The following is a 21,212-nucleotide window of genomic DNA, read 5'->3' as shown; positions in this document are numbered from 1 at the left end:
AATCTCATCAATTGAAAATTGTAGGGTTATAAATTTTTCATTTCGATTTTCAGTTTTCATAGCTATCACTTTAAGTTGTTAAAATATTTCTGAGCGTCGCTTGGCCGAAACACCGTTCCCAAATCGGTTGCGCGTGGATTATGAATTACCACCGTTCCAGTCTGCGCGTCCAAATAAGCAGTCCTACCCCGACTAAGTGCCCGTTGAGCAGTTGGATTTGCCATAATTTGGGCAACATGCGCCTCCAGTTGGGCCACCGTTCTGATCCCAAGCCCTCGGAATAAGGGATCATCCAATCTGGCTCCAATACCTAAAACATGTTTCTCAAAAGCATGGCCCGCGGCAATTGACGATGAGGTCGTGCCAGCGAATCCCATAGCAATTTCCAATGCCACTTGGTCGGATGCAACTTTATCACCATGTAGTGCCGCCGACAGGAGGTCCGATCGAGCCTGTCTGAAATCAAGATAGCTGTTCCACTTCTCATCTAGCCATGTGGAGGTTGCATCCGAAGCAGCCTCGATAGGCGCGATAATATTTGCTTGGACTCCATTCGCCAAGGAATTCACAACACCTGTCAAGCTATCGCTGCGCCCCTCTGCATCGTACTTTTCACACTGATAGCTACCACAAAAATCTCGCCCATCCGGATCTACGTATCCGTACGGGTTATTTCCAGTGTAGGCATACCGGTTAAAACTCCTTGCAGTATTCATATCTGTTAGCGCGGGATCAATGCTTAAGAAACGCGCAGAGATGGGATCATAATACCGCTGCTGCATGTACACCAAGCCGGTGTAGGCATCATTCACATGACCAGTGAAGCCAATGGTCGGTGTCGCGCCGGCCGCCGTCAATCCATACGGCTCATAACGCGTGCGACTCAGCACATTCCTGGCAGCGTCGGTTCGGGCCACCGGGCTGCGCAGCGCGTCGGTATGGATATAAGCGACGCCTAACTCGGCGATCAAACTGCCGTTGAAGTAGCCGTAGCGCGCCTCCGTCACCGCACCAGTACCCACTTGGTTGGTCGCGTACACCAACATGCCATCCTGCGTATAAACCTGAATTTGCTTACTACCATCCGTCTTGGTCGTTGCCACCCGGCGCCCCCAGCCATCATACACATAGCTCGCCTTGCCGGTAGCACTGGTCATGCGGTTGGCCATGTCGAACACATACTGATCCGCGCCGCGTGTCTTGACGTTGCCTTGGCGGTCGTATTGAAAGGAGGTTACGCCGGAAATATTGTCCACCCGGTTGGTGACCGGGTCATAGCTGATCACGTTGGTGCGCGCGGTCGGCCCTTGCGTAACAGTCACGCCACGCACGTTGCCCAGCGCGTCATTCGCATAGGTGGCGCTGCCCCACATGTTGGGCGCCGTCACGTTGGTCAGTGCATCCACATCGTTGTATTGCATGGTGCGCGTGGTCACGCCTTCCTGGTTGTCGGTGATGCCTTTGACGTTGCCGTTCTCATCGTAAGTGTAGCTGTCGTTAATCACCCCGACGTCGCCGCCCTGTTGCGGTAAGCCACGGATATTCTGGCCCATCGCGTGCGCTATGCCACTACCGTAGTTGAAGCTCGCGATCGCGCCGTTCGGGTGGTATTTTACGGTGTTGATATAAACGCCGACACTTGCATCGCCCACCTGGGTGGTCTGGCCCAACTGGTTCGCGAGAAACGGCAGCTTGGTGGCCACGATATCGGGATAGGTCAGTGAACTATCATAGCCATTGGCGTCGAAGCCATGCTTGACGACGTAGTTCTTGCCCAGGTAATTCAGCGTTTCCGTCTCCAGCAGGCGGCGCTTGTTGTAGCCATAGGTCCAGGCCGTGCCATTGGATGCTATCGTGTTCGGCTTACCGTCTCCGAACAACGTACGGGTGATTCCCGCACTTCCGTCCGAATAGCTGGTTGTCAGTAAACGGTTACGGGTATCGTAACCGTACACGACCTTGTTTGCCGCCGGGACGCTGGACTGGTCGCAGTTGTCGACCGACGGCAACGCTTGGCCGAAGGCACGCCACTTTACATTCCCCGCCGCATCATAGTCCTGCACCGTGGTGCCTTCCGGCTCGATGGTCTTGCACAGCCGGGAGTGGGCATCGTAGACATAGTAATGTGTGGCGTTGACCCCCGCATCGCCTTTGTAGATGCTGGTGGTCTTGCCGAACACGTCACGCCCGATGTGCGTCGTGATACCGTAGGGTTCGTTGATGACGGTGATCGCATTTTCACTCGGCTGGTCGAACGTCTGGTAGCCGTATACAGTCCCGAAGCCGAGTGGATTGACGATGGTCTTATTGAATCCCTGATTGTAATAGAAGCCGGTATTGAGCGTACCAAGCTCACTATTGGCGGCGATGTTGGTCGGCCGTCCCAACGCATCTAGCGTGGTGGTGGTACCGTTGACGCTGTCGGTCACCGCGTTTATCGTGCGTTGGGGGTAGGATTCGAAGACCGTCGCGCCGTTGTAATCGAACTTGCGCAGCACCATGCTGCTGGTATTGGCCTCATCGCCAGCATCAAAGCGGCGCGTCAATACCGGTCGCCATTGCGCATCGAAATACGTGATCTCGTTGCCGTTGCCGGTAAAGACAGTCTTGCGCCAGTGACCAGCCGGCAGGCCATACTCCGCCGTGGGTACCTGCTCAAACCGCAGATTGGTCGCGTTCCAGGCTACCGAATCTGATGCTGGATAGACAATCGAAAACAGGCGCCCCATGCCGTCATAGGTGAAACTGGTCGTCGCGCCGGTTTCATCGGTGGTGGAGTTGATCTGCGCATACGACGGCGATACCACAAAACTTTTCGTTTTGCCGTCAGCAAAACTGGTCAACCGTGGTATCCCAAACAGGTAGCTGCTGAATGTGGTTGTTTGGTTCAGGCCGTCTTTGCTAGTCTTGAGCGTGCCATCAGCATAGTAGGTGCGCGTCTCCTTAAGCAGGCCAAACTGGCTGACAGTCAACAGATCTGAAGTCACTGTGTCGAAGGTATTCTGCACCATGACTTTGCCGGTACTGCTTTCGGTAACGGAGCCGGTTTGGCCCAGCACCCATTTTCCGAGGTTGTCGCTGAACGCAGTGGTTTCGGTGCGGCTGCCCAGACCGCTGGAGCGTGATACTACTGTTGGTCGCGCCTTGACGTCGTAACTGCTGCCCTCCCAGGTGAAGTCCATGCCCTGCTGGGTGATGATCTTCTGGTCCATCGGCGCCAAGCGCTGCTGCATATCGGAGTCGCCGATACTGCCAGTGCCGGAATCGCCAACCATGTAAGGGTATGGACCTGCACCATATTGGCGGAAGCGCTGCTTGACTGTGCGTAGCGCACCGCTGCCGTTCCAGCCGAAGTCCGCCTGCTGCAAACGGCCGTCGGTTTGCAGCCAGACATTGCCGAAGGTGTAGCGCGTAACGAATAAAGATGGATCGGTCACCGTCACCGTCTTGGTACTCGGGCAATCGCCAGCGCACGTATCCCAACTGGCGTTTGGCGTGCCATAGTCGTACCGCCAATTGGTGACTGGCAATCCAGGACCCGAAAGGCTCTTATTTGTCAGCGCGTTTGTATAGAAGTAGCGCGGGACAACAGCCCATTCCGATCCATCATATGCGTTCCGTATGCACTGTTCTCCTACCAGCGCGCGCCCGTGCACGGTGGCGGTCAACGTGAAGCTGCCGACCGCTCCCGACGGATGCGTCATCGTTCCCGTCAGCGGATTCGGAAATACAACCCCCGGATCCTCACAGATGGGATTACTGCTGAAATGCACGTTCGCAAATAGTGGTGAAATTCCAGCCAGCTTCCACGTCGAATTATCAGGGAGTGTCACGGTGTCCAGATTCAGTACCGCCCCCGAATAGGAGTAACTCCAGGTCCGCACGCCGTCCGTTACGCTGGTGATCAGGTTGGGTGCGCTGGCGTTACCGTAAGTGAAGGTTAGCCGGCGCCCATCGCTAGCGACAATGGTCTTCAGATTTCCGGGCTGAGCAACGTCATACGTAAACGTCAATGTATTGCCATTACGGTCGGTGATTAATGTGGGTAGCAGCCGCACTTCCTTTCGACGCATAATTCCCTGCCCTGCCGCACTCACGAGCGGGTTGGCTGCGCTTCCGGGTTTCGCGGTGACGTCACGTTTGAATTCGTCAACTGTGGTTTTCGCGCCCCCTGCCGTACCACCGTTGATCGTTGGCGCAGTAACGCTGACCATGTGATCGAACTTGTAGCGGATTCCGTCGGGTGCCACCGCCAGAAAACCTTCGCCCGCACCGGTGTTGTCTGCCAGTGTGCTCAGGCAACTGAATGCCCATAGCTGCGGCGTGACGACCGGATACGCAAGGCCATCGGATGGAATGTTGGGATTGGACGCATAGCGCGCCAACATGAGTTGATCGCCCTGGCCGGGCACATGCAGCGTATTCCCCTGCCAGTAGTCAGTCGGCTGGAACTCGTAAATACGGTTGTAGTACACAGGTGGCGCGCTGTAGCTGCTGCACCGTGCAGTCGAGTTTTGCGTGTTGGTCCAACCGTTCTTCATTTCAAACACACCGTATAGGTACGGTATATCCAGATCCCATATCCCGAACGCCCGCCCACCTTGGCCAACATTAGATCTGCCCACAGTGATTGTCCGGCCGAGGGTCAATGGGAGGGCTCCGGTTCCATCCAGGCGAATATCCGTCTGGGAAAAAGTCAGGATGCCGTTGTACAGATTGACCTTATCGCCGAACAAGTCCGGGCCGAACTTAGCCACCGCGCTGGGAGCCTTGATGGCGTCTGACAGTTCTGCGGGGATCGTTGTATCCGCGCTGGCGACCGTGTGCAACAGGACGACGCTGCCGAGTAGGGTTGCGATGGCCCGCAAGCGCGGAGGCTGCGCGCGAAAAGACGAATTGAACATACGTATGCCCCCGGTCTATGGATGGGAACAATGTAACCAAGTGTCATTCCTCGATCAACAACAATATTTTTTAAGCAAGTTACATTTGGTTAGAAGTGTTCACAGCAATCCGTGCTATTCGCGCGCACCTTAGCAAGGCTGTCAGCGCGCCCCGTAGTTAGGGCGCTTTACATTCATCGCTACCGTCTGGCAATGGGCGGCGATGAAGTCTTCGTGGTTCGGCATCTTGCCGGCGCAGTTGTCCACCACGGTCTTGATGGTGCGCAGATGCGCCTCGATCTGTTCCTGCGGGAACAGATCCACCAGCGGATGATACGACTGCGGCCGCAAGCCCTGCCCCAGCATCACCTGCAACCAGCTCACCGTCGCAAACATCTCATCCTTCTCGCGGTAGAAGCGGCCGTGCTGCTTGAACAAGTCCATCTTCTGCTTCAGGCTTTCCGGCACCTCCATCGTGCGGCAGTAGTTCCAGAACGGCGTGTCGTCGCGCTCCGTCGCGTGGTAGTGCAGCACCAGGAAGTCGCGGATCTTGTCGACCTCGAAGTGCGCCTGGCGATTGAACTCGTCGATATTGTCCTGGTTGAAATCGCGGTCCGGGAAAAAGCTCATCAGGCGCGCGATGCTCGACTGGATCAAGTGGATGCTGGTCGATTCCAGCGGCTCCATGAAACCGCTGGCCAGACCGATCGCCACCACGTTCTTGTTCCAGAATTGCTTACGCTTGCCGGTGACGAAGCGCAGCGGCTTGGGCTCGGCCAGCGGCTGGCCGTCCAGGTTGGCCATCAGCTGCGCGGTCGCCTCGTCGTCGCTGATGTATTTGCTCGAATAGACATGGCCGTTGCCGATGCGGTGCTGCAGCGGAATGCGCCACTGCCAGCCGGCCGTGCGCGCGGTGGCGCGCGTGTACGGCGTGATCGGCCCGGTCGACTCGCACGGCACCGCCAGCGCGCGGTCGCACGGCAGCCAGTGGGTCCAGTCCTCGTAGCCGGTTTGCAAAGCGCCTTCGATCAGCAGGCCGCGGAAGCCCGAGCAATCGATGAACAGGTCCGCCTCGATGCGCTCGCCGTTCTCCATCATGATCGCCGCCACATGGCCGTCGCCTTCGCGCAGGATAACGTCGGCCACCTTGCCCTCGGTGCGCACCACGCCGCGCGCCTCGGCGAACTTGCGCAGGTATTTGGCATAGAGCCCGGCGTCGAACTGGAAGGCGTGGGCGATGTGCGACACCGGCGAATTGCCGGCCTCGACCGCGCGCATGAACTTGTTCTGCGGCGCCGCCACCGCCGCCAGCGAGTAGGCGCCGAAGTCCGGCGCCAGCCCGGCCTGGTGCAGCTTGAGCCAGTAGTGATGGAACTCGACCAGCCCCATGTCCAGGCCGATGCTGCCGAAGGTGTGGATGTAGTTCTCGCCCAGCTTGCCCCAGTTGACGAACTGGATGCCCAGCTTGAAGGTGCCCTGGGTCTCGCGCAGGAAGTCGTCTTCGGCTATGCCCAGCGCCTGGTTGAACAATTTGATCTGGGGGATGGTGGCCTCGCCCACGCCGACGGTGGAAATCTCGTCCGATTCGACCAGGCGCACCCGGTAGTGGCCGCCCAGCAGTTTGGACATGGCCGCCGCCGTCATCCAGCCGGCGGTGCCGCCGCCGGCGATCAGGATGTGCTTGAGGCGGCGGTCCGCCTGGTTTTGCTGCTGCATTTTTGTCTCCAGCTTTGTATGTTGTCCGATATTGTGCACGAAAAAAAACACCCCCTGCCGGCGACTGCTGACAGGGGGTGTTTTGGACCGGACTGAATTACATCTTGTAGTTCAGGCCCAGCAGCATGGTGCGGCCGTACTTGGTGTACTCGCCTGGCACTTTGACGGTGCCGTTGCTGAGGATGGTCTGGTACGCGGTATCGTTCGCGTTGATCACCTGGAACAGCAGCGACAGGCCTTTGTACTGGCCTTCCTTGAACTCGTAACCGAGCTGGAAGTCCACTTGCGCCGCGCCCTTGATGTCGGTGAAGGTGCGATCGGCGCCGAAGCCGGTCACTTCGCCACGGAAGTTGGAGCGCTCGCTGCGGGTCACACGCGCCGAGTAGCCGGACTTCTCGTAGAACACCTGGACGTTCGACACGGTGCGCGACAGGCCTGGCAGCGCGCCGGTGGTGCCTGGACCGTCAGGAGCGATCTCGCTCTTGGTGCGGGAGATCGAACCGGTGGCGCCGAAGCCGTCCAGGCCGGTCCACAGGACCTTGCCGTCGATGGAACCGGACAGCTCCACACCCTTGATCGAGCCGCCCGTGCCGTTGGCCGGCTGCTTCAGCGTGCCGATGTTCGATTTCGGCGTCACGCCATCGTTAGGATAGCTGGTGAAATCGAACGGCAGGATCTGGTCGTAGATGTAGGTGTTGAGCTTCTTGTAGAAGGTCGCGGCGCTGAAGTAGGTGCTCTTGTCGAAGTACTTCTCATAGGTCAAGTCGATCGCGTTGGCGCGCCATGGCTTCAGCTTAGGATTGCCGCCGTCGCCGGCCCAGACCAGCTTGGTGGTGTCGACCGAAGCGCTCGACGATGCGCGCAGCTGGTCCAGACGTGGACGAGCCATCGTCTTGCCCAGGCCGAAGCGCACGTGCTGCTCGCTGCCCAGGTCGAAGTTCAAGTTCAGGCTAGGCAGGAAGTCGTTGTACGACGTGCCTTCTTCCGCGGTCTTCGGCTTGTTCAGGTTGCCGGTGTCGACGTTGAACGCGCTCGAGCTCTGGTTGGTGTGGATCATCTGTACACCGAAGTTACCTTTGACAGGCACACCCCAGGTGTCGTCGATGCCGACCTTGGCGTAGGCGGTCGAGACTTTCTCGCTGACCAGCCAGTCCTTGTTGTAGATGTCCTGGTGGATCTTAGGCGTCAAGGTATACACGCTGTTGAGCGCGCCCATGATGTCGTAGGACATGATGCCAGGGATGCCGGCGAAGCCCAGCGAGGTCGGGTCCTGGATCAGGTTGGCAGGCACGGAGATCGGTGCGCGGCCGTTCTTCAGGTTGACCAGCATCTCTTCCGATTGACGGGTCTTGTCGCGCTTGGTGAAGTTGACGCCCACGTCCAGGTTGCTGAACATGCCGTCCAGGCTGCGCTTGGCCGAGAAACGGGCCGATTTCAGCTTGTCGGTCACTTGCGGGTACTTGACGTAGCCGTCCTGGCCCCAGCCGCCCGAATCGCTCAGCTTGACGACGGCAGGATTGGCGTAGTTCAGGCCGGTGGTCACTTGCGGCAGGCCGGTCTGGTTGTCGCGCACGATCTTGGCGCTGTCGGTGGTCGACGCGCCAGCGTAGGTTTCCAGGATCATGTCCTGACGGTCCGCTTTCGAGTAGCTGAAGTCGGCGATGCCGGTCCAGTCTTCGTTCATGCGCAGCTTGTTGTTCCAGCCGAACGCGAACAGCTTGTCGCGGTTGGTGTTCAGGTCGTTACGCAGCACAGGCTTGATGCCGCCGACGGTCGCGCTCTGCAGCACCTGGGTGCCGCCGTAGCTGGCGAAGACCGGGTTGGCGTAGGTCAGGTCGCCCATCCAGTTGCCGGTGCCGAACTGCATGCCGCGGATGGTGGTGTCGGAGTTGAATTTCGAGTAGTAGGTGTCAACCATCGACTGGAAGTCGCGGCTTGGTTTCCACTGCAGCACTGCCATCAGGCCGTCGCGGGTCTGCTTGGTCGAGCCGGCGTCGATTTCGTTGCCGGAGTTGGCCAGGCCGGTGGCGTTGCCGGTCTTAGGATCGTTGCCATAACCCCAGCTGCTCCACTTCTGGTACTGGCCAGGGGAATCCAGGCGGGCGTAGCCCAGCGCCACACCCAGCGTGCGATTGGCGAACTGGTCGATGTAGATACCGCTCAGGCGGTAGCCCTTGTCTTTGTAGCCGGCGTTTTGTTTGCCGATCGAGTTCTTCTCGCCGCGCACGTTGATCGCCATGGTGCGGCCCGGGAATTCCAGCGGACGCACGGTTTGCAGGTCGACGGTGCCCGACAGGCCCTGGCCAACCAGCGATGCGTCCGGAGTCTTGTAGACCACGGCGCCGTTGATCAGTTCCGATGGATACTGGTCATATTCAACGCTGCGGTTGTCGCCGGTGGACGCCTGCTCACGACCATTGAGGGTGGTGGTCGAGAAGTCTGGCGCCAGGCCGCGGATGCTCAGCACCTGGGCACGGCCGGCCACGCGTTGCGCGGCCACACCAGGCAGGCGCGACAGCGATTCGGCGATCGACACGTCCGGCAGTTTGCCGATGTCTTCAGCGGAGATCGCTTCAACGATGGATTCGGAATTCTTCTTGACGGAGATCGCGTCTTCGATACCGCGGCGGATACCGGACACTTTCACCGTTTGGATTACAGGCGCGTCGGCGGCCTGGCCGGCGGTCGCGTCTTGCGCGTAGGACGAGCCGGAAATGGCGGACAGCAGCAATGCACAGCCGGCTGCTACCGGGCTCAACTTAAATGCAACACTGGTCGGAGCCGAGTTGGCGCCGCGCTGGTTGGCGGAATTCATCATCAAATGTCCCCTCACTCATCTAAAAATATACCCGCGACAACTACAGCCTGCTCTCGCTACATCGACTACACGGGTTCCAAGGATTGCAAACGTTCTAAAAGACGTTCTATGAAGAATTTTGTACTAAAACTAGATTCGGTGTCAATCAAACTTCAGCCCAGCTACGCCCACAGAGGGCCGCCAGCCCTTGCTCGCCCTGCGAAAACGCCAATCGCGTTGTATTTCGGCTACAGCCCATCACCCATCAACATGTAGTGGAACTACATTTTTTGATCGAATACCACTTCACTTCGTAGCATTTCCAACGTCGGTCCGATATAAAGATTATCTCAAGAGCAATTTTTAAAGAAAGGCAGCGAAGGATTGTATTAAAACTAGAACTGCTCATTTGATGCGCACCCTCTTTCATAGTATTCTCGACGGGGAATTCATAGAACAGCACCTGTAGTCCGACTACTTGACGGAGACCTCATGCACAAAATCCTCGCCGCCGCGCTGCTGTCCGCGCTGCCGTTCATCGCCCACGCCGATTCCTACCGCATCGACCACATGGACCCGCCGCTGTGGTGGGCCGGCATGCACAACAGCTCGCTGCAACTGATGGTGCACGGGCCGCAAATCGCCGACCTGGAGCCTGCTTTGGCCTACCCCGGCGTGCGGATTGCCTCGGTGGCGCGGGTCGCCAACCGCAACTACCTGTTCATCAACCTGGAAATCGCACCGGACGCGGCGCCGGGCGCGATCGACCTGGTGTTCAGGCGCGGCGGCCAGGCTGTGCACTACAACTACCAATTGCTGGCGCGCGCCGCCGGCTCGGCCCAGCGCGTCGGCTTCAACAGCGGCGACGCCATCTACCAGGTGATGCCGGACCGGTTCGCCAACGGCGATACGTCCAACGACAACGCGACCGGCATGACGGAACGCGCCGACCGCGCGGCCCCCTCCGGCCGCCACGGCGGCGACCTGCGCGGCATGGCCGACCATCTGGACTACATCGCCGGCATGGGCTTCACCATGGTTTGGCCGACGCCGCTGCTGGAATCGAACTCGTCGGCCTATTCCTATCACGGCTACGCGACGACCGACCACTACCGCATCGACCCGCGCTACGGCAGCAACGAGGACTTCCGCAGCTTTGTCGCGCAGGCGCGCGCCAAGGGGCTGGGCGTGATCCAGGACGTGGTGCTCAACCACATCGGCGACAAGCACTGGTGGATGCAGGACATGCCGGCGCCGGACTGGCTGACCTACCAGGGCAAGTTCGTGCCGACCGAGCATCACCGCGTGGCGCTGCAAGATCCCTACGCGTCGGCCGAGGACAAGCGCAACTTCACCGAGGGCTGGTTTGTCGAGGGCATGCCGGACCTGAACCAGGCCAACCCGTTCGTGGCGACCTACCTGATCCAGAACGATATCTGGTGGATCGAGTACGCCGGCCTGTCCGGCCTGCGGGTCGACACCTACGGCTACTCCAACACCGAGTTCCTCAGCCGCTGGTCCGGCAGCATGATGGCCGAGTATCCGAAGCTGAACCTGGTGGGCGAGGAATGGACGCCGCTGATCCCGGTGGTGGCGCACTGGCAGGAGGGCAAGCAGAATTTCAACGGCTATCAGTCGCACATGCCGAGCATGATGGACTTCCCGCTGACCTACACCATGCGCCGCGCGCTGGCCGCGCCGGACGGCGCCGAGCAAAACCTGACCAATCTGTACGAGACGCTGTCGCAAGACTATCTGTACCCGAACGCCGGCAACCTGGTGCTGTTCGAGGGTAACCACGACGTGTCGCGCATCTACAGCGAGCTCAATGCGGACGACAATCTGTTCCGCATGGCGATGGCCTTTGTGGCGACGGCGCCGCGCATCCCGCAGTTCTATGCCGGCACCGAGATCCAGATGACCAGCACCACCAAGGATCGCGACGATGCTTCCTATCGCCGCGACTTCCCCGGCGGCTGGCGCGGCGACGCCGTCAACGCCTTCACCGGCGCCGGCCTGACTGTCCAGCAGGCGGCCGCGCAGGCGTACGTGAAGAAGCTGTTCAACTGGCGCAAGGGCGCGTCCGTGATCCATCACGGGAAGATGATGCACTACGGCCCCGAGAAAAACACCTACGTCTACTTCCGCTACGACGGCGCCAAAAAAGTCATGGTAGCCTTGAACAAGAACAGCACCGGCACCGTGCTGAAAACCGCGCGCTTCCACGAGATGCTGAGCGGCGTGCGCGCCGGCGTCGACGTCATCAGCGGCAAGCGCGTGTCGCTCGATGGCGAGGTCACCTTGCCTGCGCGCTCGGCGCTGATACTGGAGATCGAACAATGAGCTTCGCCCGTCGCCGCCTTGGCGCCCTGTCGCTGCTGGCCCTGCCCGCCATGGCGGCTGCCGCCACCACGCTGAGCACCAGCTATCCCACCTGGAACGGCAAGCAGGAGACCGTGCGCTACACCACGCCGGACGCCAGCGCCGCGCTGCGCAGCTACACGCAATCGACCACCATGCGCGTGCGCGACGGCGGCAGGCAGGAGATCAACTACACCGAAGCGCAAGGTCAGCCATCCGTCCGCAGCGGCAACTTGGCCTTCGACGCCCTGTTCACCCTGGCCGGCCTGGAGATGAAGCAGGATTCGGTCGGCGAGATCCGCGACGGCGGCTACAACGGCGGCAACGCCATCTCCTGCAACTGCTTCGAGACCGGCGAGTTGTGGCACTACGTGTGGACGCGCGACCTGTCCTACGCGGCTTCGCTGGGACTGGGCATGCTGGACCCGCGCCGCGTGCGCAATTCGCTGGAGTTCAAGCTGTCCGGTTATCGCGACGGCGTGCGGCCGGGCGCGCATGCCGCCGGCAGCGCCGATGGCTTGCAGATCATCCAGGACACCGGCAGCGGCGGCAGCTGGCCGGTCAGCACGGACCGCGTCAGCTGGGCCTTCGGCGCGGAGGAAGCCCTGAAGGCGCTGGCGCCGGACGAACGCAAGGCCTTTGCGGCGACCGCGCTGCGCGCACTCTCCAACACGCTGGAGAACGACCGGCTGGCCGTCTACGATGCGGTCGACGGCTTGTACAACGGCGAGGAATCCTTCCTCGACTGGCGCGAGCAAAGCTACGCCGGCTGGATCGCGGGCGACCTGGCCAGCATGGCGACATCGAAGGCGCTGTCCACCAACGCCGGCCATTACAAGGCGCTGACGCTGGCGGCGCAGCTGGCGAAGGAACAAGGCAACGCGGCGCTGGCCGACAAGTACGCGGCATGGGCGGCGGACCTGAAGCGGGCCATCAACCAGCGCCTGTGGCAGGCCGACGCCGGCATGTACAGCAGCCTGACGGCCGGCCATTTCGACGGCGCGGCGATGTACAAGTATGACTGGCTGGGGCAATCGCTGGCGATCGTCACCGGTATCGCCGACCGCGGGCAGGCCGAGAGCATCCTGGCGCATTATCCGCATGGTCCGCTGGGCGCGCCGGTGATCTTTCCGCAGCAGCCAGGCGTGGCGATCTATCACAACCGCGCCATGTGGCCGTTCGTGACGGCCTTTGGCCTGAAGGCGGCGGCGTTGACCGGCAACGTCGCCGTCGCCGACGCGGCCTACGATACGCTGATGCGCGGCGCGGCGCTGAACCTGTCGAACATGGAGAACCTGGAGTGGCTGTCCGGCCAGCCGATGTTGAAGGACCAGCAGGCGCAGGGCGACTTGAGCGGACCGGTGGTGGATTCGCGTCGCCAGTTGTGGTCCGTCGGCGCCTACCTGGGCATGGTGGTGGGCGAGGTGTTTGGCGTGCGGACCACCGACGACGGCATCGCGCTGCGTCCCTTCGTCACGGCAAAGCTGCGGCGCGAGGCGTTTGCGGGCAGCGACGCCATCACGCTGAACCATCTCGCGCTGCGCGGCAAGCGCTTGCAGGTGCGCCTGTCGCTGCCGCCCGCCGCGCGCGGCGACGGCTACTACGAGGTCGATGCGGTGACCTTGAACGGCAAGCCTGCGGCGGCCATGCTGGCCTGGTCCGAGCTGGCAGCGGACAACGTCATCGAACTCCGCCTCGGCAAGCTGGTCGCCGGGCAGCAGGCCAAGCGCAGCGTCAGCGCGCAGCCGCTGGCGCTGGACCCTGCGGTGTACTCGCCGCCGGAGCCGCGCATCGTCAAGCTGGAACGCGGTACTTACGATTTCCCCACGCTGCACCTTGAAGGCGCCGGCATGGGTGTGGTCTACAACATCTACCGCAACGGCAAGCTGGCCACGCAGCGCGTCAACGCCAAGACCTGGGCCGACCGCCGCGCCCCGCTGCTGGGCAAGGGCGAGAACGATAACCTGTGCTACTCGGTGGAGGCGATGGTCAGCGGCTCCGGCAACCGCAGCCACCACAGCGCGCCGGTGTGCCTGAACAGCGGCTTGGAAATCGCCGCCGGCGATGCACGTGTGCAGTCCAGCGTGGCCGCCGTCGATGGCCGCATCGCCGGCTGGGGCGCGCCGTCCGATACCTTCGCGGTGCAGGACATCAAGGTCGAGCGCGAGGGCAGCTACGCCTTGCAGCTCAAGTACCGCAACACCGCGCACCAGGTCAACCTGGGCATCAGCGGCGGCGTGAAGTGGATGACGCTCAAGGATGGCGGCGGCGCCATCGCCGCGCAAGGCGTGGTGCAGTTGCCGCATTCGCCGGCCAGCGCCGGACCGTCGTGGTCGACGCCGTTGAAGGCCGTGCTCAAAGCGGGCAGTTACCGCATGGAGCTCAGCGATTTCTACAACATGAGCTACCTGAAAAGTAACACCAGCTACGCCGACGCGGGTGGCGTCAAGGGACCGTCGAACCGCTTCGACATCCACGGCGTTCGCATCATGCCGCTGGCGCGTGGCGCGGCGGCCAAGCCGGCCGCCGATCCGGCCGTCGCGGCCATCGCGCCCCTGCCGCCGGCCGGCACGCTGCGCATCGTCGAGCAGTTCGCCTCACCGCAATTGGGCAACCAGCGCAGCCTGCGCATCTACCTGCCGCCCGGTTATGACGCCCATCCGCAGCAGCGCTATCCGGTGCTCTACATGCACGACGGCCAGAACCTGTTCGACGCCGCCACCGCGGCCTACGGCGCCGCCTGGGAAATCGGCAGCACCATGGACCGCCTGATCGCCGACGGCGTCGTCGCGCCGGCCATCGTGGTCGGCATCGACAACACCAAGGACCGCATCGCCGAGTACACGCCCTGCTGCGATCCGCAATACGGCGGCGGCAAGCTCGACGCCTACATGGCCTTCATCGTCGACACCGTCAAGCCCTGGGCCGACGCCCATCTGCGCACCCTGCCGGAGCGCGAACACACGGCCATCATGGGTTCCTCGCTGGGCGGCATCGCCTCGGTCTACATCGCCCAGCACCGGCCGCAAGTGTTCTCCCGTGCGGCCGGTGTGTCGAGTTCGTTCTGGTGGAATCAGGGCGAGATGATCGCCAAGGCGCCGGCGCACCAGCCGGTCAAGTTCTACCTCGACGCCGGCACCGACGACGACGGCCTGGAGCACACGCTGAGCATGCGCGACGCCATGCTGGCCCAGGGCTACCGCTTGAACGAGGACCTGCTGTTCTACGCCGCCGACGCCGCCATCCACAACGAGCGCTCGTGGGCGGCGCGCGTGCAGCGGCCGCTGGCCTGGCTCTTCCCCGCTAGCCGGCAGCAATAGTCGACACCTGCGGGCGCCAGCGGTTCGCCAGCAGCGCCTCCAGCTCCTCCGGCGCGACGGCCGCGCTCAGGCAGAAGCCGAACGCCTCGTCGCAGCCCATCGCCGCCAGCTGGGCCAGCTGGTCGCCGGTTTCCACGCCGCCGGCGATCACCTGCATGTTCAGGGTATGGGCCATCGCGATGATGGCGCGCACCATCGCCCCCTCGTCCGCCACCCGGCCGTCGCTGTGGCGGTCGGTCGGCAGCCTGGCCGCGCGGCGCAGGTCGTCGATGAAGGATTTGTTGATCTTCACCAGGTCCACCGGGAAGCGCCGCAGGTAGTTCAGCGACGCATAGCCGGTGCCGAAATCGCTGATCGAAATGCGCATGCCCATCTGCTTGAACTGGCGCAGCACGGCCTCGCAATTCTGGTTCTTGTCGATCAGCATGCCCTCGGTGATCTCCAGTTCGATGTAGCGGCCCGGCAGCCCGGTCTGGTGCAGGATCTCGGCGAAGCTGCTGGCGATGTCCTTCTGGTAGAACTGGCGCGGCGACAGGTGCACCGACACCGTCAGCGGATGGCCCAGCTCCATCCAGCGGCGCGCCTGCGCGGCGGCGGTCGCCAGCACCCACGCGCCCACCGGCAGGATCAGCGCGCTCTCCTCCAGCACCGGCAGGAAGTCCGGCGGCATCACCAGGCCCAGCTCCGGATGGCGCCAGCGCAGCAGCGCCTTGACGCCGGTGATCTTCTGTTCGCTCAGGTTCAGCTTGGGCTGGTAGGTCAGCACGAATTCGCCATGCTCGAGCGCGTGGCGCAGCGCGGTCTCCAGCACCACCCGCGAATACGCCTTGGCCTGCATGCTGGGCACGAAGCGCAGCCCGGCGCCCTTGCCGCGCTGCTTGGCCGCGTACATCGCCAGGTCGGCCTTCTCCAGCAGCGCTTCGATATCGAGGTCGTCGTCGGGATAGACGGCGATGCCGATGCTGGCCGCCACCGCCAGCGTCTCGCCATGCACCAGGAAGGGCGCGGCGATCGCGGCGCTGATCTTGTCGGCCACCTGCTGCGCATCGGCGGCGCCGCGCAATTCCGTCAGCAGCACGATGAACTCGTCGCCGCCCTGGCGCGCCACCGTGTCCACCTCGCGCACGCACTGGCGCAGGCGCTGCGCGAACTGCACCAGCACCTGGTCGCCGGCGTCGTGGCCGAGGTTGTCGTTGATGGACTTGAAGTGGTCGATGTCGACAAACAGCACCGCCAGCAGGCTGCCGTGGCGGCGCGCGTAGGCGATGCCGTGTTCCAGCTGCAGCTGGCATTGCAGGCGATTGGGCAGGCCGGTCAGGCTGTCGTGGTGGGCGATGTGGTCCAGCCGCCTTTCCGCGTCGCGGTGGCCTTCCAGCGCCGATTGCAGCTGTGCGCAGCGGCTGCGCAGGGTGCGCACCCGCAGTTCGCCGTACCACAGCGCCAGCAGGCTGAGTGAGATGCCGGACAGTGCCGGCAATAGGCTGTTCATGCTGTCCCTCTCCGTCCGGTGCACCGGGGAAGAGGGAAGGATAATCAATTGCTCAGCAGTTCCAAGCGTTTTCGCGCTTTCAATTGAGCGGTGTCAAACGGCGCGGCGTGGGATGGCTGGCCCTGCAGCTTGAACACGCTGACCGCCGCCGACAGTCCGGCCGCCTGCTGTTCCAGCGCGTCGGCCGCGGCGGCGGCCTGCTCCACCAACGCCGAGTTCTGCTGGGTCACGCTGTCCATCTGGCTGATGGCGATGCTGATCTGTTCGATGCCGTCGCGCTGCTCGCCGCTGGCGATCGAAATCTCGCCGATGATGGCGGTCACGCGCTGCACGCTGGCCACCACTTCGCCCATGGTCTCGCCGGCCTGGCCGACCAGCCGGCTGCCCGCCTCCACCCGCCCCACCGAATCGCCGATCAGCGCCTTGATTTCCTTGGCCGCCGCCGCCGAGCGCTGCGCCAGGTTGCGCACCTCGGAGGCGACCACCGCGAAGCCGCGTCCCTGCTCGCCGGCCCGCGCCGCTTCCACCGCCGCGTTCAAGGCCAGGATATTGGTCTGGAACGCGATGCCGTCGATCACGCCGATGATGTCGACGATCTTGCGCGACGATTCATTGATCGAGCCCATGGTGCGCACCATCTGCTCGACCGCGTCGCCGCCCTTGGCCGCCACACTGGAGGCGGTGTCGGCCAGCTTGCAGGCCTCGGCCGCGTTGACGTTGTTCTGCTGCACGGTGGTGGTCAGCTCCACCATCGCGGCGGCCGTTTCCTCCAGCGAGCTGGCCTGCTCTTCGGTGCGGCCCGACAGGTCCAGGTTGCCGGCGGCGATTTCCACCGCCGCGCCGTGGATGGCGTCGGTGCCCAGGCGGACCCTGCCGACGATGTCGCTCAGGTTGCCCTGCATGCGCTTGAGCGCGCCCAGCAAGGCGCCGATCTCGTCGGTGCTGTTGACGCGCACTTCACTGCTCAGATCGCCGGCGGCCACCGTCTCGGCCATGTCGACCGCCTCGTTCAACGGCACGGTGATGCTCTTGATCAGCCACAGCACCGTGACGCAGCCGACCACCAGCGTCACCAGCAGGGTGATGCCCATGGCCAGCATCGCGCGCCTGTGCTCCGCCTTGTTCTCGTCTTCCATCTCGACGATCATGCGCTGCGCTTCCTTGCCGATGAAGGCGACGATGTCGTCGATTTTCCTGGTCGGCTCGCGGTCCATGCCCTTGACCAGCGCGTCGACCACGTGGGCGCTGTCCTGGCTGGCGGGATCGTATTTCTGCAGCGCCGACATATAGCGCTTGACCAGTTCGTTCTGGGTGGCGATCGCCTCGTCCACCAGCGGCGTTTTCAAGTCCAGCCTGGTCAGCAGCGCGTTCAGCTTCTGCAATTCGCCGCGGGTGGTTTCGCCGCCCTTGACGAAGGCCTTGCTGTATTTGTCGAAATTGGCCGGATCGTTGCCGCGCAACAGGGTGTTCTTCCACTCCTGCACCTGGACCTTGAATTCGACCTGGGCGCTGCGCGCCATGTCGATGGCCTGGGTCAACGCTTGCATGCGCTGCATGGCGGCGGTGTTGCCGGCGTTGCTGGAGTCGAGCGCGCGCCAGCCGCCGGTGGCGACGATCAGCAGGGCGACAAAGAAGAAGCCGCCCAGCAATCCCAAGCGCACGCCTATCTTCAGATTGGCGAGTTTCATAAGTTGCCCTTTCGGTAAAAATTCAATGGGTACAAGATGACTGGCGCACAGGTCTCACCGCGCGGTCGTATGGCTTATAGTTTTGAATTGCTGCCGTTTTTTGGGGATCAAGCAACTTTTAATTCTTGCTTCCATCATGCGCCCACGCGCAAAAAAATCCAAGCGAACTTGCCGATAAATCTATCGAATTCCCACAGTTGCAACGCGCCAAGTAATTAGTCGTGGAACTCGATGCTGTAAATATTGGTAGGACGTTCATGCGGCGGCAGATTGCGCAGCTCGACAAACGCCAGGCCCAGCTTTTGCAGCAGACGGATGGAGTTGAGATTGGCCGGCGCGGTCAGGCCCAGCAGGCGCTTCATGCGCAACTGGTCGCGCGCGTAGGCCACCACCGCCACGGCGGCCTCGTAGGTATAGCCCTGGCCGAACCAGGCCGGGCGGATCGCGTAGCCGATGTCGACGTCGTCCAGGCCGTCGCGCTTGATCAGGCCGCACAAGCCCAGCGCCACGCCGTCGCTCTTGCGCTCCATCACGTACAGCGAGTGGCCCAGGCGCTCTTGCATCGCGCACGGTCCTTCGAGGATGGCGTCGCGCGCACCCTCGATGCTGCGGATGCCCTTGTCGCCGATGAATTCCAGCCAGGTCGGGTCGTTGACCAGTTCGTAGTAAAACGCGGCGTCATCGACGCCGATGGTGCGCAGGGTGAGGCGTTCGGTGTCGAGTATTTTCATGCGTCGGGCCAATGGGAGGGATCGTCCAGCAACTGGTACATGACGTAGACGTCGACGTAGCCGAGGTGGGCGTGATAGTAGGCGCGCGGCAGGGTGCCGACGATGGAGAAGCCGAGCTTCTTCCACAGCAGCACGGCCGCGACGTTGGAGCTGACCACATAGTTGAACTGCATCGCCAGGTAGCCCTGCGCGCGGGCGCGGTCCAGGCAATCGCCGCCCATCAGCTTGCCCACGCCGACGCCCTGCGCCGCCGGGCTGACCATGAACGAGGCGTTGGCCACGTGCGAACCGCGGTCGCGCTGGTTGGCGACCAGGCGGTACATGCCGACCAGGCGCTCACCATTCAGCAGCGCCACATACGATTGCACGCCGGGGCCGAACCAGTAGGCGTGGCAATCGTCGCGGCTGGTGTCGGCGGCGAAGTAATAGGTGTCGCCGCTGGCGATGAGTTCCTGGAAGATTTCCCACATGGCGCCGAAGTCGGCTTCCGATGCGGGACGGATGGCGATTTCTTTCAAAGCGGCTCCAGGCGGGTTAAACAGTGTTCAATTGTCATGGATTTCACGTGGCAAGTCCAGCCGGAAGTCAACCGTCTGCGGCCGGCCCGGCAGGTTCAGGCGCGCCTGCGCGCGCGGCGACTCGGCGATCACCCTGCCACGACGCATCACCAGGCGCCGCGCCGCGCGCAGCCGGATCGCCTCCACCGGATCGGCCGCGTCCAGCAGCACCAGGTCGGCATGGCAGCCGACCGCCACGCCGTAGCCGGACAGGCCGAGGATGCGGGCCGGCGCCGCCGTCACCGCCTGGTAGCAGGCGCGCATGGCGTCCTGCCCGGTCATCTGCGCCACGTGCAGGCCCATGTGCGCCACCTCCAGCATGTCGCCCGAGCCCAGGCTGTACCACGGGTCCATCACGCAGTCGTGGCCGAACGCCACGTCGATGCCGGCCGCCAGCAGCTCCGGCACCCGCGTCATGCCGCGCCGCTTCGGATAGCTGTCGTGGCGGCCCTGCAGCGTGATGTTGATCAGCGGATTGGCGATCGCCGCCACGCCGGCCTCGCGTATCAGCGGCAGCAGCTTGCTGACGTAGTAGTTGTCCATCGAATGCATCGAGGTCAGGTGCGAGCCGGCCACGCGGCCGTGCAGGCCGAGCCGGTGGCTGTGGTAGGCCAGCGTTTCGATGTGGCGCGACATGGGGTCGTCCGATTCGTCGCAATGCATGTCCACCATCAGGCCACGCTCGGCGGCGAACTCGCACAGGATGCGCACCGACTCGGCGCCGTCGGCCATGCTGCGCTCGAAGTGCGGGATGCCGCCCACCACATCGACGCCCATGCCGATGGCGCGCTTGAGGTTGGCCAGCGCGGTCGGGCTGCGCAGCACGCCGTCCTGCGGGAAGGCCACCAGCTGCAGGTCCAGGTAGGGCGCGACCTGGCGCTTCACTTCCAGCAAGGCCTCCACCGCCAGCAGGCGGTCGTCGCAGATGTCGACGTGGGAGCGGATCGCCAGCAGGCCGCGCGCGGCGGCCCAGTCGCAGTATTGCAGCGCGCGCTCGACCAGCGCCTGCTGGGTCAGGTCCGGCTTGAGCTCGCCCCACAGCGCTATGCCTTCGAGCAAGGTGCCGGAGGCGTTGACGCGCGGCAGGCCGTAGCTCAGGGTGGCGTCCATGTGGAAATGGGCGTCGACGAACGGCGCGCTGAGCAGGTCGCCGCCGGCGTCGATCTCGTGCGCGCCCTTGAGCGGCAGCGCGCGGCCGATGGCGGTGATGCGGCCGCCATCGATGGCGACGTCGACGCCCCGTTGTCCGTCGGCCAGGTTGGCGTTCCGTATTACCGTCTCGATCACCGCATCCATCCGCGCTCCCGGCTTATTTTTTGGTCCAGTATGAAAACTCCGACTCGTAGCAGATCGTTTCGATCTCCGCGATCTTGTCCTGCATCGCCGCCTGGGCGTCGAGGATGGCCTGATTGTAGACAGAGGGGCCGATTTCGCGCAAACAATAATCGAGCAACAGGCGCGCCTTCAGTTCGCCGACCTCTTCGTCCATGTTCTCGGCGCAGTAGCGCTGGATCGACCCCAGCAGGCGTTGCTCGACTTCCTTGTTCAGTTTGATGGCCATGCGTGTCCTTTTTCACAGAATTGAATAACTTGTTGCGGCGCACTAATTCAGACTTTTTTCCCGTCGCGCATTGCGATGCATCAAGATTCGCGCAGATTGTGTCCGCACG

Annotated in this window: 11 protein-coding genes; 2 read left to right on the top strand and 9 right to left on the bottom strand. The window is 62.6% G+C overall.

Translation table 11 applies throughout. The annotated features are described in order from the left end of the window. Positions 1-65: 65 nt before the first annotated feature. The 3 genes from KVP70_RS28325 to KVP70_RS28315 form a co-directional block, all read right to left on the bottom strand. Positions 66-4,904, bottom strand: coding sequence for an RHS repeat domain-containing protein (locus KVP70_RS28325; protein WP_217945739.1), 4,839 nt, complete (start codon positions 4,902-4,904; stop codon positions 66-68). 141 nt (positions 4,905-5,045) lie between these two features. Next, complete coding sequence (locus KVP70_RS28320; protein ID WP_217945738.1) at positions 5,046-6,599, bottom strand: tryptophan halogenase family protein; 1,554 nt, start codon at positions 6,597-6,599, stop codon at positions 5,046-5,048. A gap of 97 nt (positions 6,600-6,696) precedes the next feature. Continuing rightward, positions 6,697-9,417 carry a TonB-dependent receptor gene (locus tag KVP70_RS28315; protein ID WP_229225150.1) on the bottom strand — a complete coding sequence of 907 codons (2,721 nt, stop codon included), beginning with the start codon at positions 9,415-9,417 and terminating at the stop codon, positions 6,697-6,699. Between the two features lie 471 nt (positions 9,418-9,888). Between KVP70_RS28315 and KVP70_RS28310 the strand changes: the two genes are divergently transcribed. Both KVP70_RS28310 and KVP70_RS28305 read left to right on the top strand, forming a co-directional pair. Next, positions 9,889-11,739 carry a glycoside hydrolase family 13 protein gene (locus KVP70_RS28310; protein ID WP_217945737.1) on the top strand — a complete coding sequence of 617 codons (1,851 nt, stop codon included), beginning with the start codon at positions 9,889-9,891 and terminating at the stop codon, positions 11,737-11,739. Further along, complete coding sequence (locus tag KVP70_RS28305) at positions 11,736-15,077, top strand: alpha/beta hydrolase-fold protein (RefSeq protein WP_217945736.1); 3,342 nt, start codon at positions 11,736-11,738, stop codon at positions 15,075-15,077. The genes KVP70_RS28310 and KVP70_RS28305 overlap by 4 nt, the downstream gene beginning before the upstream one ends. On the opposite strand, the gene KVP70_RS28300 is transcribed toward KVP70_RS28305, so the two are convergent. From KVP70_RS28300 to KVP70_RS28275, 6 genes are all read right to left on the bottom strand, one after another. Continuing rightward, positions 15,061-16,566: a putative bifunctional diguanylate cyclase/phosphodiesterase gene (locus KVP70_RS28300; protein ID WP_217945735.1), complete on the bottom strand. Its 1,506-nt coding sequence runs from the start codon at positions 16,564-16,566 to the stop codon at positions 15,061-15,063. The genes KVP70_RS28305 and KVP70_RS28300 overlap by 17 nt on opposite strands. Before the next feature lie 44 nt (positions 16,567-16,610). After that, on the bottom strand, positions 16,611-18,254 hold the full coding sequence (locus KVP70_RS28295; protein ID WP_217945734.1) for a methyl-accepting chemotaxis protein: 1,644 nt from the start codon (positions 18,252-18,254) through the stop codon (positions 16,611-16,613). A gap of 215 nt (positions 18,255-18,469) precedes the next feature. After that, entirely contained in the window at positions 18,470-18,985 is a 516-nt protein-coding gene (locus KVP70_RS28290) for a GNAT family N-acetyltransferase (protein ID WP_217945733.1), read from the bottom strand. Then, positions 18,982-19,503 carry a GNAT family N-acetyltransferase gene (locus tag KVP70_RS28285; protein ID WP_217945732.1) on the bottom strand — a complete coding sequence of 174 codons (522 nt, stop codon included), beginning with the start codon at positions 19,501-19,503 and terminating at the stop codon, positions 18,982-18,984. The genes KVP70_RS28290 and KVP70_RS28285 overlap by 4 nt, the downstream gene beginning before the upstream one ends. Before the next feature lie 27 nt (positions 19,504-19,530). Continuing rightward, positions 19,531-20,826, bottom strand: coding sequence for an amidohydrolase family protein (locus KVP70_RS28280; protein ID WP_217945777.1), 1,296 nt, complete (start codon positions 20,824-20,826; stop codon positions 19,531-19,533). Between the two features lie 25 nt (positions 20,827-20,851). Continuing rightward, positions 20,852-21,103 (bottom strand): DUF2164 domain-containing protein, encoded by a 252-nt coding sequence (locus KVP70_RS28275; RefSeq protein ID WP_116990587.1) that lies wholly within the window; start codon positions 21,101-21,103, stop codon positions 20,852-20,854. Positions 21,104-21,212 lie beyond the last annotated feature (109 nt).

The organism is Duganella violaceipulchra, assembly GCF_019166075.1.
GTDB classification, from domain to species: domain Bacteria; phylum Pseudomonadota; class Gammaproteobacteria; order Burkholderiales; family Burkholderiaceae_D; genus Rugamonas; species Rugamonas violaceipulchra.
This window is presented reverse-complemented; position numbering and strand designations above follow the sequence as displayed.